Annotated in this window: 17 protein-coding genes; 10 read left to right on the top strand and 7 right to left on the bottom strand. The window is 63.1% G+C overall.

Features of this window, described 5'->3' with window-relative positions:
* Window positions 1-44 precede the first annotated feature (44 nt).
* On the bottom strand, window positions 45-1,001 hold the full coding sequence (locus BDK88_RS15080) for a carbohydrate kinase family protein (RefSeq protein WP_130501162.1): 957 nt from the start codon (window positions 999-1,001) through the stop codon (window positions 45-47).
* A 129-nt stretch (window positions 1,002-1,130) separates the two neighbouring features.
* On the opposite strand from BDK88_RS15080, the gene BDK88_RS15075 reads away from it, so the two are divergent.
* Window positions 1,131-2,270 (top strand): hypothetical protein, encoded by a 1,140-nt coding sequence (locus BDK88_RS15075; RefSeq protein WP_130501161.1) that lies wholly within the window; start codon window positions 1,131-1,133, stop codon window positions 2,268-2,270.
* 69 nt (window positions 2,271-2,339) lie between these two features.
* On the opposite strand, the gene BDK88_RS15070 is transcribed toward BDK88_RS15075, so the two are convergent.
* Window positions 2,340-3,809 carry an aldehyde dehydrogenase family protein gene (locus BDK88_RS15070; protein ID WP_130501160.1) on the bottom strand — a complete coding sequence of 490 codons (1,470 nt, stop codon included), beginning with the start codon at window positions 3,807-3,809 and terminating at the stop codon, window positions 2,340-2,342.
* 203 nt (window positions 3,810-4,012) lie between these two features.
* Between BDK88_RS15070 and dpsA the strand changes: the two genes are divergently transcribed.
* Entirely contained in the window at window positions 4,013-4,558 is a 546-nt protein-coding gene (gene dpsA / locus BDK88_RS15065; protein ID WP_130501159.1) for a DNA starvation/stationary phase protection protein DpsA, read from the top strand.
* 250 nt (window positions 4,559-4,808) lie between these two features.
* Here the strand turns inward: dpsA and BDK88_RS21280 are convergent, their stop codons facing one another.
* Window positions 4,809-4,982, bottom strand: coding sequence for a hypothetical protein (locus BDK88_RS21280; protein WP_008010337.1), 174 nt, complete (start codon window positions 4,980-4,982; stop codon window positions 4,809-4,811).
* Window positions 4,983-5,245: 263 nt separating this feature from the next.
* On the opposite strand from BDK88_RS21280, the gene BDK88_RS15060 reads away from it, so the two are divergent.
* The 3 genes from BDK88_RS15060 to BDK88_RS15050 all read left to right on the top strand — a co-directional run bounded on the left by BDK88_RS15060 (window position 5,246) and on the right by BDK88_RS15050 (window position 6,707).
* The gene (locus tag BDK88_RS15060; protein ID WP_130501158.1) at window positions 5,246-5,569 is read left to right on the top strand and encodes a hypothetical protein; all 324 of its coding nucleotides are present in this window, start codon (window positions 5,246-5,248) and stop codon (window positions 5,567-5,569) included.
* 71 nt (window positions 5,570-5,640) lie between these two features.
* Window positions 5,641-6,180, top strand: coding sequence for a macro domain-containing protein (locus BDK88_RS15055; protein ID WP_130501157.1), 540 nt, complete (start codon window positions 5,641-5,643; stop codon window positions 6,178-6,180).
* Window positions 6,181-6,284: 104 nt separating this feature from the next.
* On the top strand, window positions 6,285-6,707 hold the full coding sequence (locus tag BDK88_RS15050) for a universal stress protein (RefSeq protein WP_130501156.1): 423 nt from the start codon (window positions 6,285-6,287) through the stop codon (window positions 6,705-6,707).
* Window positions 6,708-6,863: 156 nt separating this feature from the next.
* Here BDK88_RS15050 and BDK88_RS15045 read toward each other — a convergent pair whose 3' ends face one another.
* The 3 genes from BDK88_RS15045 to pyrB all read right to left on the bottom strand — a co-directional run bounded on the left by BDK88_RS15045 (window position 6,864) and on the right by pyrB (window position 9,439).
* The gene (locus BDK88_RS15045; RefSeq protein ID WP_092933066.1) at window positions 6,864-7,709 is read right to left on the bottom strand and encodes a hypothetical protein; all 846 of its coding nucleotides are present in this window, start codon (window positions 7,707-7,709) and stop codon (window positions 6,864-6,866) included.
* Window positions 7,710-8,016: 307 nt separating this feature from the next.
* Window positions 8,017-8,505: an aspartate carbamoyltransferase regulatory subunit gene (gene pyrI / locus BDK88_RS15040; RefSeq protein ID WP_130501155.1), complete on the bottom strand. Its 489-nt coding sequence runs from the start codon at window positions 8,503-8,505 to the stop codon at window positions 8,017-8,019.
* Window positions 8,498-9,439 carry an aspartate carbamoyltransferase gene (gene pyrB, locus BDK88_RS15035; RefSeq protein WP_130501154.1) on the bottom strand — a complete coding sequence of 314 codons (942 nt, stop codon included), beginning with the start codon at window positions 9,437-9,439 and terminating at the stop codon, window positions 8,498-8,500. Before pyrB ends, pyrI begins: the two co-directional genes overlap by 8 nt.
* A gap of 168 nt (window positions 9,440-9,607) precedes the next feature.
* On the opposite strand from pyrB, the gene BDK88_RS15030 reads away from it, so the two are divergent.
* Window positions 9,608-10,234 carry an RAD55 family ATPase gene (locus BDK88_RS15030; protein ID WP_130501153.1) on the top strand — a complete coding sequence of 209 codons (627 nt, stop codon included), beginning with the start codon at window positions 9,608-9,610 and terminating at the stop codon, window positions 10,232-10,234.
* Between the two features lie 246 nt (window positions 10,235-10,480).
* Here the strand turns inward: BDK88_RS15030 and BDK88_RS15025 are convergent, their stop codons facing one another.
* Window positions 10,481-11,446, bottom strand: a complete 966-nt coding sequence (locus tag BDK88_RS15025) for an FKBP-type peptidyl-prolyl cis-trans isomerase (RefSeq protein ID WP_130501152.1) — start codon at window positions 11,444-11,446, stop codon at window positions 10,481-10,483.
* 88 nt (window positions 11,447-11,534) lie between these two features.
* On the opposite strand from BDK88_RS15025, the gene cyaB reads away from it, so the two are divergent.
* The 4 genes from cyaB (at window position 11,535) to BDK88_RS15005 (ending at window position 16,175) form a co-directional block, all read left to right on the top strand.
* Window positions 11,535-12,077, top strand: coding sequence for a class IV adenylate cyclase (cyaB, locus tag BDK88_RS15020; protein WP_130501151.1), 543 nt, complete (start codon window positions 11,535-11,537; stop codon window positions 12,075-12,077).
* Window positions 12,078-12,161: 84 nt separating this feature from the next.
* On the top strand, window positions 12,162-13,367 hold the full coding sequence (locus BDK88_RS15015; protein ID WP_130501150.1) for a methionine adenosyltransferase: 1,206 nt from the start codon (window positions 12,162-12,164) through the stop codon (window positions 13,365-13,367).
* Between the two features lie 291 nt (window positions 13,368-13,658).
* Window positions 13,659-14,915, top strand: a complete 1,257-nt coding sequence (locus BDK88_RS15010; RefSeq protein ID WP_130501149.1) for an MFS transporter — start codon at window positions 13,659-13,661, stop codon at window positions 14,913-14,915.
* A gap of 81 nt (window positions 14,916-14,996) precedes the next feature.
* Window positions 14,997-16,175, top strand: coding sequence for a tRNA sulfurtransferase (locus BDK88_RS15005; RefSeq protein ID WP_130501148.1), 1,179 nt, complete (start codon window positions 14,997-14,999; stop codon window positions 16,173-16,175).
* Window positions 16,176-16,186 lie beyond the last annotated feature (11 nt).

The raw sequence follows: 16,186 nt of genomic DNA, 5'->3' as shown, positions 1-16,186 counted from the left end.
TGCAGCCACGGGCCGTTTGGGGCGGCCATGACCGCGTTCGACCGCTATTCCTCGAGCAACTGATCCACCGCGTCGCGAGTCGGGAGCGCTGCCATCGCGCCACGAGCGGTGGTCGCCGTCGCCGCGACCGCGTTCGCAAACGCCACTGCCGCCGCGAGATCGCGACCGTCTCGCAACGCGGCGATTGCACCAGCGACGAATGCATCGCCGGCTCCCGTCGTATCGACGGCATCGACAGCAAATCCCCGATGCGCAACTGTGGCTGTGGGCCACGCCGCGTCATCGCTCGCGACGGCGGCCGCCCCCTCGCTCCCGCGTGTCACAAAGACCGTGTGGACCGCGCCGCCGTCGATCGCCGCGCGAGCGATTTCGGTCGGTGACTCGCCCGACGCGCCCAGCGCCTCGAGTTCGGCACTCGTCGCAAAACAGACGTCGACGTGGACGAGTGCGTCGCCGACCGCACTCGCAAACGCCTCCTCGTCTGGCCACAGTTCCGGCCGCCAGTTCGGATCAAACGAGATCGTACAGTCTGCGGCGGCGGCCCGCTCGAGCAACTCCAGCGTTGCCGTACGCGCAGAGCCGCTCGAGAGGGTCACGCCGCCGGCGTGGACCCACTCACAGTCGGCGAGCGTTTGGTCGTCGATCTGGCCGGGCTCGAGGCGCGTGTCAGCCGTGTCGTCGCGGTAGAACGTGAACTCGCGGTCGCCGGTCTCGTCGTGGGTGACGAACGCGACCGTCGTCTTCGCCTCACCATCGCGTTCGATGAATCGGGTGGGGAGGCCATAATCGGCGAGCGTCCGCTCGAGGTAGCGACCGAACGGATCGTCGCCGACGCGGGTCCAGAACAGTGGCGGGTCGTCGAGTCGGGCGAGCGCGACGGCGACGTTCGCGGGCGCACCGCCGGGACGACGCTCGAAGCCGGCGACATCCTCGAGCGGGCCGGCGCGTTCGGGGATGAAGTCGATCAGGGCTTCGCCGGCGACGAGCACGTCGTGAATCATGGCCGATGCTCCACCGCCGAGGGGGGTAGATCCTTCGGCGATACCCGGAACCGAAATCTGACTCGAAGTGCCGAGTTGCCGAAACTAGATACCTATATGGCAATTCAGTTTCGAGTGTGTCGTATCACTATGAAAGAGGTTTCGCGGCGCAGACTACTCGCAGCCACGGGAGCAGGTGCGGGTCTCGCATCCGGCGCGGGGTGCCTCAGCGGACGCGGGCTCGGAACCGACGACGGCAACGGAGCCGACACGACCGGCGAGACGGACGACGAGCCGACCGATCTGACACCGCTCGAACAGTGGGTCCCCGCCACTGGGAGCACGGAGCTGCTCTTTCACTATCGGGACCTCGCGACGGTTCGCCAGCACGAGGACACGCTGCAACCGAGTGTAACCGAGTCCATCCCGACGGTACCCGATGGGGATAGCAGCGCGTTCGTCGAGCAGTTGGCAGACGGTGAGCCGGCAGTGGACTCGATTTGCCGGTTCGGGTCCAAAGGCGTCGCCGGCAACGTCGTCGTTTCTGGCTCGTTCGATCCCGACGCGGTTGACGTAGCGCTCGAGCCGGCGACCGGCGATTTCGACCGCTTCGAACGCGACGGCATCTCGGTGGCCGTCTCGTCGGAGACGCTGGTCGTGAGCCCGTCCGACGGCGCGGCCCTCGAGGCCATCCTCGCGGCCGGCATCGAGGGCACCGATCGTCGTGCCGAGACGAACGACGGCTTTGGGCAGTTGGTCGACCGACTCGACGGGAGTACGTTCGTCTGGGGCGAATACGACGGAAACGAGAACGGCAACGGGGCTGCGTTCTCGTGGGCGCTCGGATCGGAGACGACGACCCAGTCGATGGTCGCGGTCTCTGCTGACGCCCAGCGGATGGACGAATTCGAGGACACGATGGCAGACCGGTTCGACGACGTGACAGTCGAGGTCGACGGCAACGTCAGCGTCGCGACGAGGACCCTGCCGACCGCGGACTACGAGTATCGGGACATGTTCGCCGAACGCGGAAGCCAACCGACACAACCGCAAGCGGGCGTGACCATTGACGTCGATTCCTCGGCACGGACGGTAACGGTGACCTACATTTCAAGCGGCGGTACGGACCGACTCGAGATACGCGACTGGACCGGCCTGCGCGACGAACTGACCGAAGTCGGCCAAGCCGCAACACTCGAGTACGGTAGAGGTGCGTCAGGAACAATCACTATCGTCGCTGTCCGCGGCGAAACTGAGGCGGTCGTCGCCGAGAAATCGATCTCATTTTGAGACAGACATCTCGTCTCGAGCGCACCGTGCGACGGGGCTTTGTCGAAAAGCGTCGACAGCAATGTCCGCCTACAGCACGATACTCTTCTTGCGCATCATCGCATGGATCGAGGCGTCGAGACCCTCGCGGCCGATGCCCGAGTCCTTGTTGCCGCCGAAGGGGATGTCGCCGAGGCCGTGGCTTGGCGCGCCGTTGATCCGGACCGCACCGGCGTCGATGCGCTCTGCCATCCGCATTGCACGCTTGTAATCGCTCGTGAAGACTGCGGCGTCGAGTGCGAGATCCGAACCGTTGGCGAGCTCGAGGGCTTCCTCCTCGTCCTCGAACGTCGTGATCGCTGCGATGGGGCCGAACTGCTCTTCGTCGACGAGACGTGCGTCGTGTGGAACGTTCGCGAGCAGCGTGGGTTCGAAGAACTGGTCGGCGAGTTCGTCCGGGACGCCCTCGGGAGCACGCCGCTGGCCGCCGCGGACGATCTCCGCGCCCTTGTCGACGGCGTCGTCGACGAGTTCTGCAACCCAATCCGCTTGGTCTTCGCTGATGAGCGGGCCGAATGCGGTGTTCTCGTCGAAGAGATCGCCAGCCTGCCAGGCGTCCATCTGGCCCTCGAGTATGTCGACGAGGTCGTCGTGAACCGACTCGTGGGCGAGCACACGCGAGATGGCCGAGCAGCGCTGGCCGGCGTACTTGAATGAGCCTTTGGCACAGTTGCCCGCGACGTCCGTGAGGTCGGCGTCGTCGAAGACCACCGCCGGGGCGTTCCCACCCAGTTCCATATGTAAGTTGACCATGCCGCTCTCGCGGGCGACGTGTTTGCCCGCGCCCGAGGAGCCGGTCATAGCGATCGCGTTGATACGGTCGTCGCCGGCGAGGACGTCACCGATCTCGCCCGCTTCGCCCGGAACGAAGTTGAACGCGCCGTCCGGAATCCCGTCGACGTCGGCGATGATGTCGGCGAGGATCGCCGACGAAATCGGCGTCTTGCTCGCGGGCTTGAGCAAAACGCTGTTGCCGGCCGCGATCGCGGGCGCGACCTGCAGTGCCGTCGTCGCGAGCGGATAGTTGTACGGCGTGATACAGAGGACGGCACCGATCGGCTCGTGCTTGACGATCGCCTGCCAGCCCTCGTGGCCCGCCGTCGACCCCTCGCGGTATTCGCCGTTGCTGACGATGGTGCGTGCCTCCTCGGCCGCCCGGTCGAACCGCTCGGCCGCCTGCTCGACCTCGCCGCGAGCCGACGAGATCGGTTTGCCGGCCTCGCGGACGATGACCTCCGTGAGTTCCTCCTCGCGCTCACGGAGTCTCTCAGCGATCGACTCACACCACGTCGCGCGCTCGACGACAGTCGTCTCCCGAAGCGTCGGCTTGATTTCGTGAGCGGCCGCGAGCGCCGCTCGCGCCTCCGCCGGTCCCGCAGCGGCGACCTGTGCGAACGCTCCACCTTCAGCGAGATCCGAAACCGAGAGCACATCTTCGGTCTCGAGCCACTCGCCATCGACGTAGAGCCGCTCTCGCCGCTGTGCAATTCTGGTTGCCATACTCCTCCCTTGGACCCCTATGTTGAAAATGTTTACTCAACCCCGAAAAAATAAAGAGTATACTAGCAGTGTCATTCGATAACAGGTCTCCTCAAATAGAAACTAACTCGAGACAGTATCTCGAGAACAGATCTTTAGGTATACCAAAGAAATCTTTACTGATAGGCTGGTTTTAAGTGAGTGCGAGTGTATCCATAGATCGGATGAGCACTCAAAAGACCGTCCGCCAGTCGGCTGACAGCGTCGAGGAGAACAGCCTTCGCCTCGAGCAGGACAAGGCCGAACAGATCGTCGACGCGCTAAACACGGAGTTGGCCAACGCCTACGTCCTCTACCACCAGCTGAAAAAGCACCACTGGGTGGTCGAGGGAGGCAACTTCCTCGCACACCACGAGTTCCTCGAAGAGGCGTACGAACACGTCGAGGACGGCGCAGACGAGATCGCCGAGCGGGCACAGGCACTCGGTGGCGTCCCCGTCTCTGGCCCGACAGCCCAAGAAGACCGCGCCACCGTCGAGTTCGAGGGCGAAGACGTCTACGACGTCCGTACGATGTTCGAACACGACCTCGAGCTGTACGGCGACATCATCGAATCGATGCGCGACAGCATCGAACTCGCCGAGAACTTAGGCGACCCGGCGACCGGCGAGATCCTGCGTGAGATCCTCGTCGACCTCGAGGAAGACGGGCACCACTTCGAACACTACCTCGAAGACGACACGCTGGTCAGCAAAGACGCGACGCACTAAGCACGACCCTCACAGCGACTGACGCAGACACACGGTCCGACGGCGTGTCGACGGCTGTCGGAGCGGAGGGCCGACCAGCAGCGACGGCTTTTTGATCGAGTCCGAGCAGAAGCGACGTGTCGGTTACTGATCGAGACACGTACAGCACCGCCACCGAGTCACACCGATCGCACGACGGCCCCGCGATCGAATGTGCACTGACTGGCAGTGGCTACGAGCGAGACGCTTGTGGTCTCGAACGGCAGCGAGATTAGGGCTCGAGGTCGACGATCAGATCCGTCGCGATCCAGCCGTCGCTGTTGTTTTGTTCGGTGAAAACGACTTTTCCGGGGCGGGTTTCGTGACTCGTCACGGCTACCGCTGGCTCCTCGAACTCTGGGGTGTCGGCTGCGTCTGTGTCTTCCCTGCGAGCGGGCACGTCCATCACGATGAGTTAGGCGAGCCTAAATCTAAAAAGGTTTTGGTCGGCCTAAGACGTGGTGCTGGACAACGGCGGCCAGCGACCGGTCTCCCGTTCGGTTGGTTCAGACGGTCTACTACCTCTGTTCTCGGCGTACCCGCATGACGGGTCGCGGGTGTGCCGGAACTGACCGACAGCAGACCGTCTGAGAGCAGTCCGCATCAGTCGTTGATGGATACCACACGGAGATAGTACCTTTTTTCGTACCGGAGCGATTTCGTCGTCATATGAGTTCACACGAGAACAGGTCACAGGGGCCAATGGAACGGCGCGGTCGGAGCTTGGTCGCCCACCTGTTCGACGTCGATATCGAACGCATCGAATCTCTGAGCTGGTCGCTTGGCAACCGAATTACCACCGAGACGGATGCAGACCAGCGCTTTCGATTCGATCACCAGCGGTCTACCCGTTCCGTGACTGCGTTCGAGGTGACCGACTACACGTGCGTGCTCCGGCTGCGGACTCCAGTCGGTCGCGAGAAGTTTTACGGGATTGCACGCGCCGACGTCGAGCCCGATCTGATCGCCACCGACTGGGTTCGGACGGCATGAGCAGCGTCGAAGCGGGTTCCACGGATCGGTCTCACGAGTAGCTTCATTGGGCTTGGTGCGGAAGACCGCACATGGAGTACGACGTCGTTCAGGGTGACATCGCCGCACAGTCAGCCGACGCGCTCGTCAACGCCGCCGGCACGAGCCTCCGGATGGGCTCCGGCGTCGCCGGGGCGCTCCGACGCGGCGCGGGCGAAGCAATCAACGAGGACGCGATGGCAAAGGGACCGGTCGATCTCGGCGACGTCGCAGTCACTGACGCCTACGACCTCGACGCCGAGTACGTCATTCACGCGGCCGCGATGCCCCACTACGGTGACGGTCAGGCGACCGCCGAAAGCATTCGGAACGCGACCCATCAGAGTCTCGCAAAAGCCGACGAACTCGGCTGTCAGTCGCTCGTGATTCCGGCGCTTGGCTGTGGCGTCGCCGGCTTCGATCTCGAGGAGGGGGCAGCAATCATCGGCGACGTGATCGCCGACTACGACCCGGACACGCTCGAGGACGTTCGTCTAATCGCCTACAGCGATTCGGAGTACGACACGATACAGGCAGCGACTGAGACCACAGCGAACCCAGACCCGAACGGCTCGTCCGATCCGGACCGGTAGCGACGTGTCCAGTAAGTGCTCGCGCTGACTGTCGAAACGGGCGAACAGGTTTTGAGAAACGGTGGTAGTTTTTCCACGGGGCGGGTCCAATCATCGTCTGAATAATGTACGATACGATCCTGATTCCAACCGACGGGAGCGAACAAGCCGATCGTGGTATCGACCACGGACTCGACCTCGCGGCGCAATACGATGCAACAGTGGTGTGTCTCTACGTCGTCGACGAGCGTCGATACGGCAGACCGCCAGCGCTCGGCACTGTCGAGGTCGACCACGAGAAACACGAAGACGAGGCCATGGAACTGCTCAAAGAGATCGAAGAACGTGGCCGCACCCTCGGCGTCGACGTCGAACACGAATGTCGACGTGGCAACCCCTGGGACGAGATCGTCACCTTCGCTGAACGCGAGGATGCCGATCTGATCGTGATGGGACGGCGCGGTGTGACCGACGACCGCCGAACCTCGCTTGGCAGCGTCACCGAACAAGTCATGCGTCAGACGGAAATCCCCGTTCAGGCGGTCTGACTGGGCCGGGCTATAGTAACAGCTGAAACGGTTTCCGACCGAGTTCCCCGGCACACCGCAGGGGAGTCGCGGGTACACCGGACCCCACTAACGGGGGTCCGTGTCAGAAAGCGACGCTGCACACGGTGGCCGCTTTCGTACTGCTAGCTGTCAGTATCAGGAATCCGATTCCGAAGCCGGTTCGCCGTGGGTGACCCCCTCGCGCTCGTCGGCCTGCATCCGGCGCAGGGCCGCGCGGCCGCTGCCTGCATCGTAGCCGAAGAAGACGCCCTTGGCGTACTCCTGGGCGACTTCGCTGGCGTGGATGAGGTTGTCGATGTCGACGTTGACCGCGTACAACTCGATGTTAAACGGCGTCTCGAGTGCGCTTTCGAACCCTTTGGCGATCGTCTCGAGCCAGTAGGTCGTCCCGTAGTTCGTATCGTACAGCGGGACGACGAACTCGTCGACGTATTCTTCGATGGCCTCGAGGTCGATTCCGGCGCGCTCGTAGAGATGTCCGGGATAGGGATCGGGGTAGAGGGTCATATAGACGGTTCCGGGAATCCGGTCGACGGCTTCCTCGACGAATTCGGTGATGACACTGGCGCGCCATTCCATGCGGTCGTCGAATTCGCTTGCCTCGAACGCCTGCTCGCAGACGCCACAGTGGCAGTATTCAGCGCGTGGGAAGCCGATATCGTCGAGACGCACGTCCTCGTTTTCGGCGACACAGTCGTCGATAACCTCGAACAGGCCCTCTCGGTAGTCCTCGCGGGACGGACAGATGTAGGCCCAGTCGAAGTAGGGCTGTTGGCGGTCGGCTGGCCGACCCATATCGTCGACGGGCATCAGTGACGGATCGGCGTCGGCAGCAGCGTTATCGCCGAAACACGAGACCATATTGACCCCGTCGGCGATCGGGTCGGAAGACCGACCGGTCACGTCTTTGACCTCGTAGAAGCCGCGCTCGAACTCCGGCCATCGTACTTCTTCGGCGTTACGGGTGACGACGCCGTACATAATTCAGGGTACGCCGCCGTCACCGTAAGCCGTTCGGAATAGAGTGCTCTCCTGTCTCTCCATCCGATCGCAGCAGGTGTGCGATCAGTCGCAATCGGGTCGTCCAGCAGTCGCCTATTCGGCCGGGTCGTAGTCGACTTCGACGTCGTCGGAGCCGCCGAACGTGACTTTATAGAGGACGGCGACAACGAACAGGGCGAGTACGATCTTGACAGTACGTGACATGTACAGGTGGAGATTGGGTGGCAAATACTTAGGTATTCTGGATGATCGTCTCAGCGAGAAACCAAGGACAGTCGACAGCCGCTTACGTGTCGATCAGCGACGCGATCTCTTCGCGGACGATCGTTCCGCAGTAGGCACAGCGGACACCGTCTTCCAGAACCGCAAATCGAGAAGTGACGGGTTCACCGCTCGTCGTGATACAGCCGGCGTTGGGACAGGAGAGCACACCTTCGACGACGTCGGGCCGTTCGACGCGGTGTTTCTCGACGACGTCGAAGTCACGGACGATGTTGATGGTCGCATCGGGCGCGATCAGTGAGAGGACATCGACTTCGTCCTGGCTCAGCTCGCGGCCTTCGACCTTGACGATGTCCTTGCGCGCGAGCCGATCGGAGGGAACGTTCATCCCGACCGAGACCTCCTCGCCGTCGCTGCCGTCGATGCCCAAGATCGCGAGCACGTTCAGTGCCTGCCCGCCGCGGACGTGATCGATGACGGTTCCGTCGCGGATCTTGCTGACCCGTAGTTCGTGCTCGTCGTTGCCGTCGTGGTGGTCGTGATCGTCACTCATCTCCCTCACCTCCGATCGCCTTGTCGCCGCTCAACAGGAGATCCAGCAGCGCCATCCGAACCGGCACGCCGTTGTGTGCCTGCTCGAAGTACGCCGCGTGCTCGGTCTCGTCGATCTCCGGGGCGATCTCGTCGACACGGGGCAGCGGATGCATGATCGTCAGGTCGTCGCTTGCGGCCTCGAGCGTGTCGGCATCGATCTGGTACTCACCGGCGACTTTCTGGTACTCGTTTTCGTCGGGGAACCGCTCGCGCTGGATCCGCGTGACATAGAGGACGTCCAGCGACGGCAGGACCTCCTCTAAGGAGTCGTGTTCGCGGATCCCCGGCGCATCCTGCTGGTGGAGGTCGTAGACGACCTCACGGGGCAACTGCAGGCTCTCCGGGCTGATGAAGTGCTGGTGGGCGTCGAAGTTCGTCAGCGCGTAGGCCAGCGAGTGGACGGTCCGACCGTACTTCAGATCGCCCATGATGCCGATCGTCAGGTCGTCTAAGCCGGCGTTCTCCCGGATCGTGTAGAGATCGAGCATCGTCTGTGTCGGGTGCTGGCCCGCACCGTCACCCGCGTTGACCAGCGGGACGTCGACGAACTCGCTGGCCATCGTCGCTGCCCCCTCCTTGGGATGGCGCAAGACCAACGCGTCGGCGTATCCCTCGATGACGCGGACGGTATCTGCGAGCGTTTCCCCTTTCTTGACGCTCGAGGACTCGATCGAGCCCATATCGACGACGTCGCCGCCGAGGCGTTTCATCGCGGTCTCGAAGCTCATCTTCGTCCGCGTGCTCGGCTCGAAAAAGAGCAGTCCGAGCAACGTCTCGGCATGACGGTCGGCGACGGCCGACGGGTCGGCGTCGATCTCGGCCGCGTAATCGAGGACGGTCTCGATGTCCGCCCGCGAGAATTGTTTGCTCGTGATGAGGTGATCGTGGCGCATTCGTTCGTGTAGGCTGTGGCGTGCCCCTTGAATCTCTCCATTCGACCCGGCGAGCCAGTCGCCACGAGATGCAAACCGAGCACGCGACATATCATGTTCCGTATTGACAGAAACCATGATACTAAGGCAAAGAGTTATACAGGCACTGCAGCAATTGGTTACAATTGTATGGTCGGTCGGCTGGATACCGGAATCAGCGTGCTCGATCGCAAACTCGACGGTGGACTGCCGCCGGGGTGTCTCGTCGCGTTCGCTGCCGAGCCGGCCAGCCAGTCCGAACTCCTCCTCTACGAACTTACGGCCGCACGCGGAACGCTATACCTCTCGACCGAACGCACCGACGACGCCGTCCGCCACGCCATCGAGACTTCTCCGTCCTCGGTCGGCAGCCCCACGGTCAGACACGTCGCCAGTGACACGCCCCTCGAGGAAGCGACACAACTCATCGGCGCGCTCCCCGACGGTGCCAACCTCATCATCGACACGCTGGACGTCTTAGAACGGGCCGACACGGACGATTACGTCGACTTCCTCAACGAACTCAAGTCCACGATGCTCGAGACTGGCAGCATCGCCATGCTCCACTGCCTGAAAGGCCGCAACGAGCCCGCGAACCGAACGCGGACCTTCCACGCCGTTGATGCCGTCTTCGATCTCCGGACCGAGATCGCCGGCACCGAACTCGAGAACCACCTGACGATCCCAAAGTTCCGCGGTGGCAGCCAGCCGACCGAGGCGATCAAACTCGAGTTGACCGAGGAAGTAGCGATCGACACGAGCCGCGACATCGCGTAACGCGTCGACAACCGCTTCGACTGAGACGGGCTGCTGTCCCGCTGTCCCGGTGGGACCGCAGATTGGCGCGGCCGGCCGGAACTGTGACAGTCGTCCGGATACCTCTCTCAGTCCCTGCAGGAATCAGCGACGGCTGTCCGGACTCCATCGATGCACCGCTATTTGCCCGCGGTGAAAACTGGAACCAACGCGCGTTCGAACTCGTCAGTATCGGTTTCGAAAAACAACAGAATTTGGCGGGTCGCGTTACTCCTCTGCGCCTTCGAGCTCGTCGACGATCTCGTCGGCATCGACGTCGGCGTCCTCGAGGGCTTCCTCGATGTCGCCGCCGCCCATACCGCCCATGCCGCCCATCATACCGCCCATGCCCATGCCACCCATGCCGTCGATGACTTCCTGGACGATGACGCGGTCGACACCGACCTTCTCGATGATGTCCTGACCGATCTGCTGTTTGCCCATCATCCACTGCTGGTTCATCGTCATCTGGGGCGTGGACTCGAGGTAGAGCGTCTCCTTCTCGACGGTTTCGGTCTCGAATTCGGGTTCGGCGTCCTCGTCGTCCTCGTCGGGTTCGACGGGAACCTCTTCCTCGACTTCGTCCGTCTCGATCCAGAGTTCGGGCTCCATCCCGAGGTACATCTCGAAGAGACCAGCGGCCTGCTGTTCGCGGTCGTCGACGACGTCGAGGACCTCGTACTCGTACTCGACGTCGTCACCAGCCAGCGGGTGGTTGAAGTCGACGCGGGCGCGGCCGCCGATGATCGTACTGATATAGCCCTGCTGGCCGTCGATCTGTACGTTTGCACCGGGGTAGCGGTCGTCCTCGTCGATCTTCTCGGCGCTGACGGTCTGGACGTTGTCCGGGTCGTACTCGCCGAAGGCGTCCTCGGCGGGGATCGTCACGCTGCCGGAGTCGCCGGGTTCGGAGCCGACGAGTGCGTCCTCGACGCCCTCGAAAATGTGGCCCTCGCCCAGAACGATCGTTCGCGGCTTGAACTCCTGGCCCTGATCGTCGACGCCCTCTTCTTCGGCGACTTCGGGGTCGGTCGTGTCGACCAGTTGTTCGTCCTCGACGGTGTAGGCGGTGTAGTCGAGTTCGACGAAGTCGCCTTCCTGAAGCCCCTCGGCTTCGGCGGCGGCTTCCTCAGCTACTTCTTCGTCGACGTCATCGGCCTGCTCGTCGAGCTCGGCCTCTTGATCCTCAGTCATACGTTGTACGTCCGCCCGTCTACATTTAAGTACGACGTTTTCGGGCGAGAGCGACCGATACTTACGACCGTCGTCCGTCTCCACGAGCATGTACGAGGTCGAAGTGAAGGTACCCGCCGATCTCGAGGCTGTTCGTGACCGCCTCGAAACACGTGGGGCGACACGGCTGGGCTCGGTCGTCCAGGCAGACACCTACTACAACGCGCCACATCGCGATTTCGCCGAGACCGACGAGGCGTTGCGGATTCGCTCGGAACGCCCCGCCGACGGTGCCGAAAAAACCCGCGTCACCTACAAGGGCCCGCTCGTCGACGAGGAGACGAAGACCCGCGAGGAGTTCGAAACCGGGATCGAAGATGCTGAGACGACCGACGCGATCCTGACGAGTCTCGGTTTCGAGCCCACTGCGACCGTCCGCAAGGACCGCGAACGGTTTTCGCTCGATGGGTACACGGTCACCCTCGATTCGGTCGATGACGTCGGCGAGTACGTCGAAGTCGAGACCGAAGTCGCAGCCGAAGCCGACCTCGAGACCGCTCGAGAGGGTGCCTACGACGTCCTCGAGCGGCTGGGACTCGACCCCGACGATCAGTTGCGGACGTCGTATCTAGGCCTGCTGCTCGAGTCCTGATCGACTTCCGAATAACCAGCAAGCATTTTCTGACCCATATCTGTTTCCGCAAGTTATACGACCACGCTCGCTCAAGTGCCGTCAATGAGCGAGCGGAACATTCGAGTCGAATCTATCGACCGGCAAGCGGTCGAGGATCAGGAGGTCGAGATCGTCGAACGAAAGGGGATCGGTCACCCCGACTCTATCTGTGACGGAATCGCCGAGAGCGTCGCCGGAGCGCTCGCCCGCGAGTACATCGACCGTGTCGGTGAAGTCCTCCACTTCAACACCGACGAGACCCAACTCGTCGCGGGCGAAGCCGCACCCGCCTTCGGCGGCGGCGAGGTCGTCGACCCCATCTATCTGCTGATCGTCGGCCGCGCGACCAAACACTACGACGGTCAGGCCATCCCCGCCGAGACCATCGCGCTGCGGGCCGCCCGCGAGTACCTCGAGTCCGAGATTCCCCACCTGACCGTCGGTGAGGACATCGTCGTCGACGTCAAACTCGGTGAGGGCAGCGGCGATCTGCAGGAAGTCTTCGGCGAAGACGAAGTGAGCGTCCCAATGGCAAACGACACGAGTTTCGGCGTCGGCCACGCGCCGCTGACCGAGACCGAGCAGATCGTTCTCGATGCCGAGCGCCGGCTGAACGGCGAGTACGCGGCCGAAAACCCCGAAGTCGGCCCGGACGTAAAGATCATGGGCAAACGCGAGGGCGACACGATCGACGTCACCGTCGCCGCAGCGATGATCGACGAATACATCGCCGATCTCGACGACTACATCGAAGCCGTCGAGTCCGTCCGAGAGTTCGTCGATGGCGTCGCTCGCGAACACACTGACCGCGAGGTCGCTGTCCACGTCAACACGGCCGACGACTACGAGGAGGGCTCGATCTTCCTGACCGTCACCGGAACGTCCGCCGAACAGGGTGACGACGGCTCCGTCGGTCGGGGAAACCGTGCGAACGGGCTCATTACGCCCAACCGCTCGATGTCGATGGAAGCGACCAGCGGGAAAAACCCGGTCAACCACATCGGGAAGATCTACAACCTTCTCTCGACGGAAATCGCCGAGAGCGTCGTCAGCGAGGTCGACGGCATCCGTGACCTTCGCGTCCGACTGCTCTCCCAGATCGGCCGTCCGATCGACCAGCCCCACGTCGCCGACGTCCAGCTCGTCACCGACGACGGCGTTGCGGTCTCCGACGTCGACGCTGACGTCGAAGCGATCGTCGACCGTGAACTCGCTACCGTCACCGAGATCACTCGCAGCGTGATCGAGGGCGAACTCACGACGTTCTAACCCCGGTCGTCTCGAGTCGCAGCTCGGTCACACTCACGTAGGAGCACCGACCAGTCAGTTCCGACACACCCGCGACCCGTTGCGGGTGTGCCGGGATACAGTGATACCAGACCGTATCGAGGTCCGACATCATCGTTCGACTGGGCTTTTCGATCCACGTCGACGCGTCGGCCCACGCCCGAACTGGGCTGGACGATGTGTCGGAATACATAACCACTGCTCACACGTATCGCCATCCGAATCGAAACTCGTCGGAATCCAGTGTGCGCTCCAAACCCATCGTGACTACTCGTGTCTAACTCGAGTCGAGACGACGCCCGCTCGGTCGTCTACGCCGTCGTTGCGAGTACCTTCTTCGTCGGTTTCGGCGGTGGTGTCGTCTTTCCGATCCTGCCGAATCTCGGTGAGGTGCTCGGGATTTCGGCGTTCATGGTCGGCGTTATCCTCTCGGCGAATCGCTGGACGCGGCTGTTTGCGAACGCGCCCGCCGGCGTGCTCGTCGATCGGATCGGTACCCGAAAGCCGTTCGTTGCGGGGCTTGCCATCGAGGGTGCTGCGACCGCCGGCTACGTGGTCGCGATTACGTCTGCGATGCCCGAGTTCTGGTTCGTCCTCGCGCGGATCCTGTGGGGCGTCGGCAGCGCCCTCGTGTTCGCGACGGCGTATACGATTACCGCCGACATCAGCGAGGCAGACTCACGCGGGACGAGCATGGGCATCGTCCGCGCCGGAATCACGTTCGGCTTCCCCGCCGGCATGGTCCTCGGTGGGATCGTCAGCGAAGTCTACAGCAACGTCGCTGCGTTCGTCCTCGCAGCCTCGTTTGCCGGGCTCGCGAGCGTCATTGCGTACGCCATCGTCCCCGAAACCCACGTCGACAGCCCCGACTCGTCGGTCAGACCGTGGGACGTCGAGACCACCCTGCCTGCGCTCACCATCGGGCTCGTCAACTTCGGGCTCTACTTCGCGTACTTCGGCGTGCTGTTCTCGACGCTCGTGTTGTATCTCGAGGCCGAATCGATGACGCTCGCCGTCGAGCTCGCGAGAATCGGCATCGACTACGGCGAACAGGGCACGTCCGGCCTGCTGATGGCTGTCTCGGCGCTTTCGGGAGCCGTTTTCACGATCTCCGGTGGCAAAATCAGCGACAGCGTCGGCGCTCGGGTTCCGGTTCTCCTCGCCTTTCTCGTGACGAGCTGTGCCGGGTTCGCGGTCCTGACGGTTGCACACTCGCTTGCAATCGTCGTCGCCGGCTGTACGCTGATCGGCGCGGGACAGGGCGGCGTCGGCGGCCCCCTGACTGCTCTGCTGGCGGACCTTACACCCGAGGACCGTATGGGGCGGGCGATGGGGACCAACAACGTCTTCGGTGACGTCGGCGGTGCGCTCGGCCCATTGATCTCACTACCCTTCGCGGACGCGATCGGCTTCGACGTGCTCTATGCGCTCAGTGCCGTCATTCCGCTACTGGCCGGTATCGTACTCGTCGTCGGGATCTACACCTATACTGGGAGTCTGAGTCCGACGGTCGACGAGTCGGCCGTCTGAGACGGTGGGCCTGTCCTCGACCGCTCGAGACCGATACGCACCTCGTAATCCCCTTATAGTCGCAACCATCTATCACAGCCCATGCATCCCCCGGGAGCCGACACCGTCCTCGTCCGTCATGGGGACGTCAACACCAAGAGCAACACCGTCAAGCGGTACATGGAGGGGCTCCTCGTCGAAAACATCGAGGCCCTCCTCGCTGACCGCTCGATTCCCGGCGAGGTCGAACGCCGGTGGAATCGGCCGTTGATTCACACGCGCGAAGACGCCATCGAGGACGCGACCGACGCCGTCACGGACGCCTTCGGCGTCGTCTCCGCGAGTCCCGCCCTGGTCGTCAGCACCGAGAAAGCACGGATCATCGAAGCCCTCGAGGAGACCGCCCGCGCGTGCTACAACGGTGGGACGTTCGCCGTCGACGCTCGCCGCGCCGACAAGACCCTGCCCTACGATAGCGAGGACATAGCTCGCGAGGGCGGGACTGCCATCTGGGAGGCCGTTGAAGACGACTTCGAGCCCGAAGTCGACCTCGACGATCCCGACCTGACTTTTGGCGTCGAAGTCCGCCAGGATCTGACCTTCATCTATCTCGAGACGGTCCCTGGACCGGGTGGACTCCCGCTTGGCTCACAGGAGCCGGTCATCGCGCTGGTCAGCGGCGGCATCGACTCGCCGGTCGCGGCCTACGAGATGATGCGCCGTGGCAGCCCGGTCGTCCCGGCCTACGTCGATCTCGGTGATTACGGCGGCATCGACCACGAAGCACGTGCGATGGAGACTGTCCGGATCCTCTCGACGTACGCACCGAACTTCGACATGCACGTCTACCGGATTCCGGGCGGTGAGACGGTTGAGCTGCTGGTCAATGAGATGGAACAGGGCCGGATGCTTTCGCTGCGTCGCTTTTTCTACCGCGCCGCCGAAACGCTGGCCGACCGCGTCAACGCCAACGGTATCGTCACCGGTGAGGCAGCCGGCCAGAAATCCAGCCAGACCGTCCGCAATCTCGGGGTAACCAGCCGTGCGACACGGCTCCCGATCCACCGGCCACTGCTGACGTGGGACAAAGCAGACATCGTCGCGAAAGCCCGCGAGATCGGGACGTTTACTGATTCGACGATCGATGCCGGCTGCAACCGTGTCACACCTGGCCGCGTCGAGACCAACGCCCGCCTCGAGCCGCTGCTCGCAGCCGAGCCCGGCGACTTACTCGAGCGCGCCGCGGCAGCGGCCGCGGACGCAACGCTGGTCGCTCCATAACGCTGGGTCCA

The organism is Natrinema hispanicum (assembly GCF_004217335.1).
In the GTDB taxonomy this organism is placed as follows: domain Archaea; phylum Halobacteriota; class Halobacteria; order Halobacteriales; family Natrialbaceae; genus Natrinema; species Natrinema hispanicum.
Note: the sequence above shows the minus strand (reverse complement) of the source record. Positions and strands in the feature narration are given on the sequence as shown.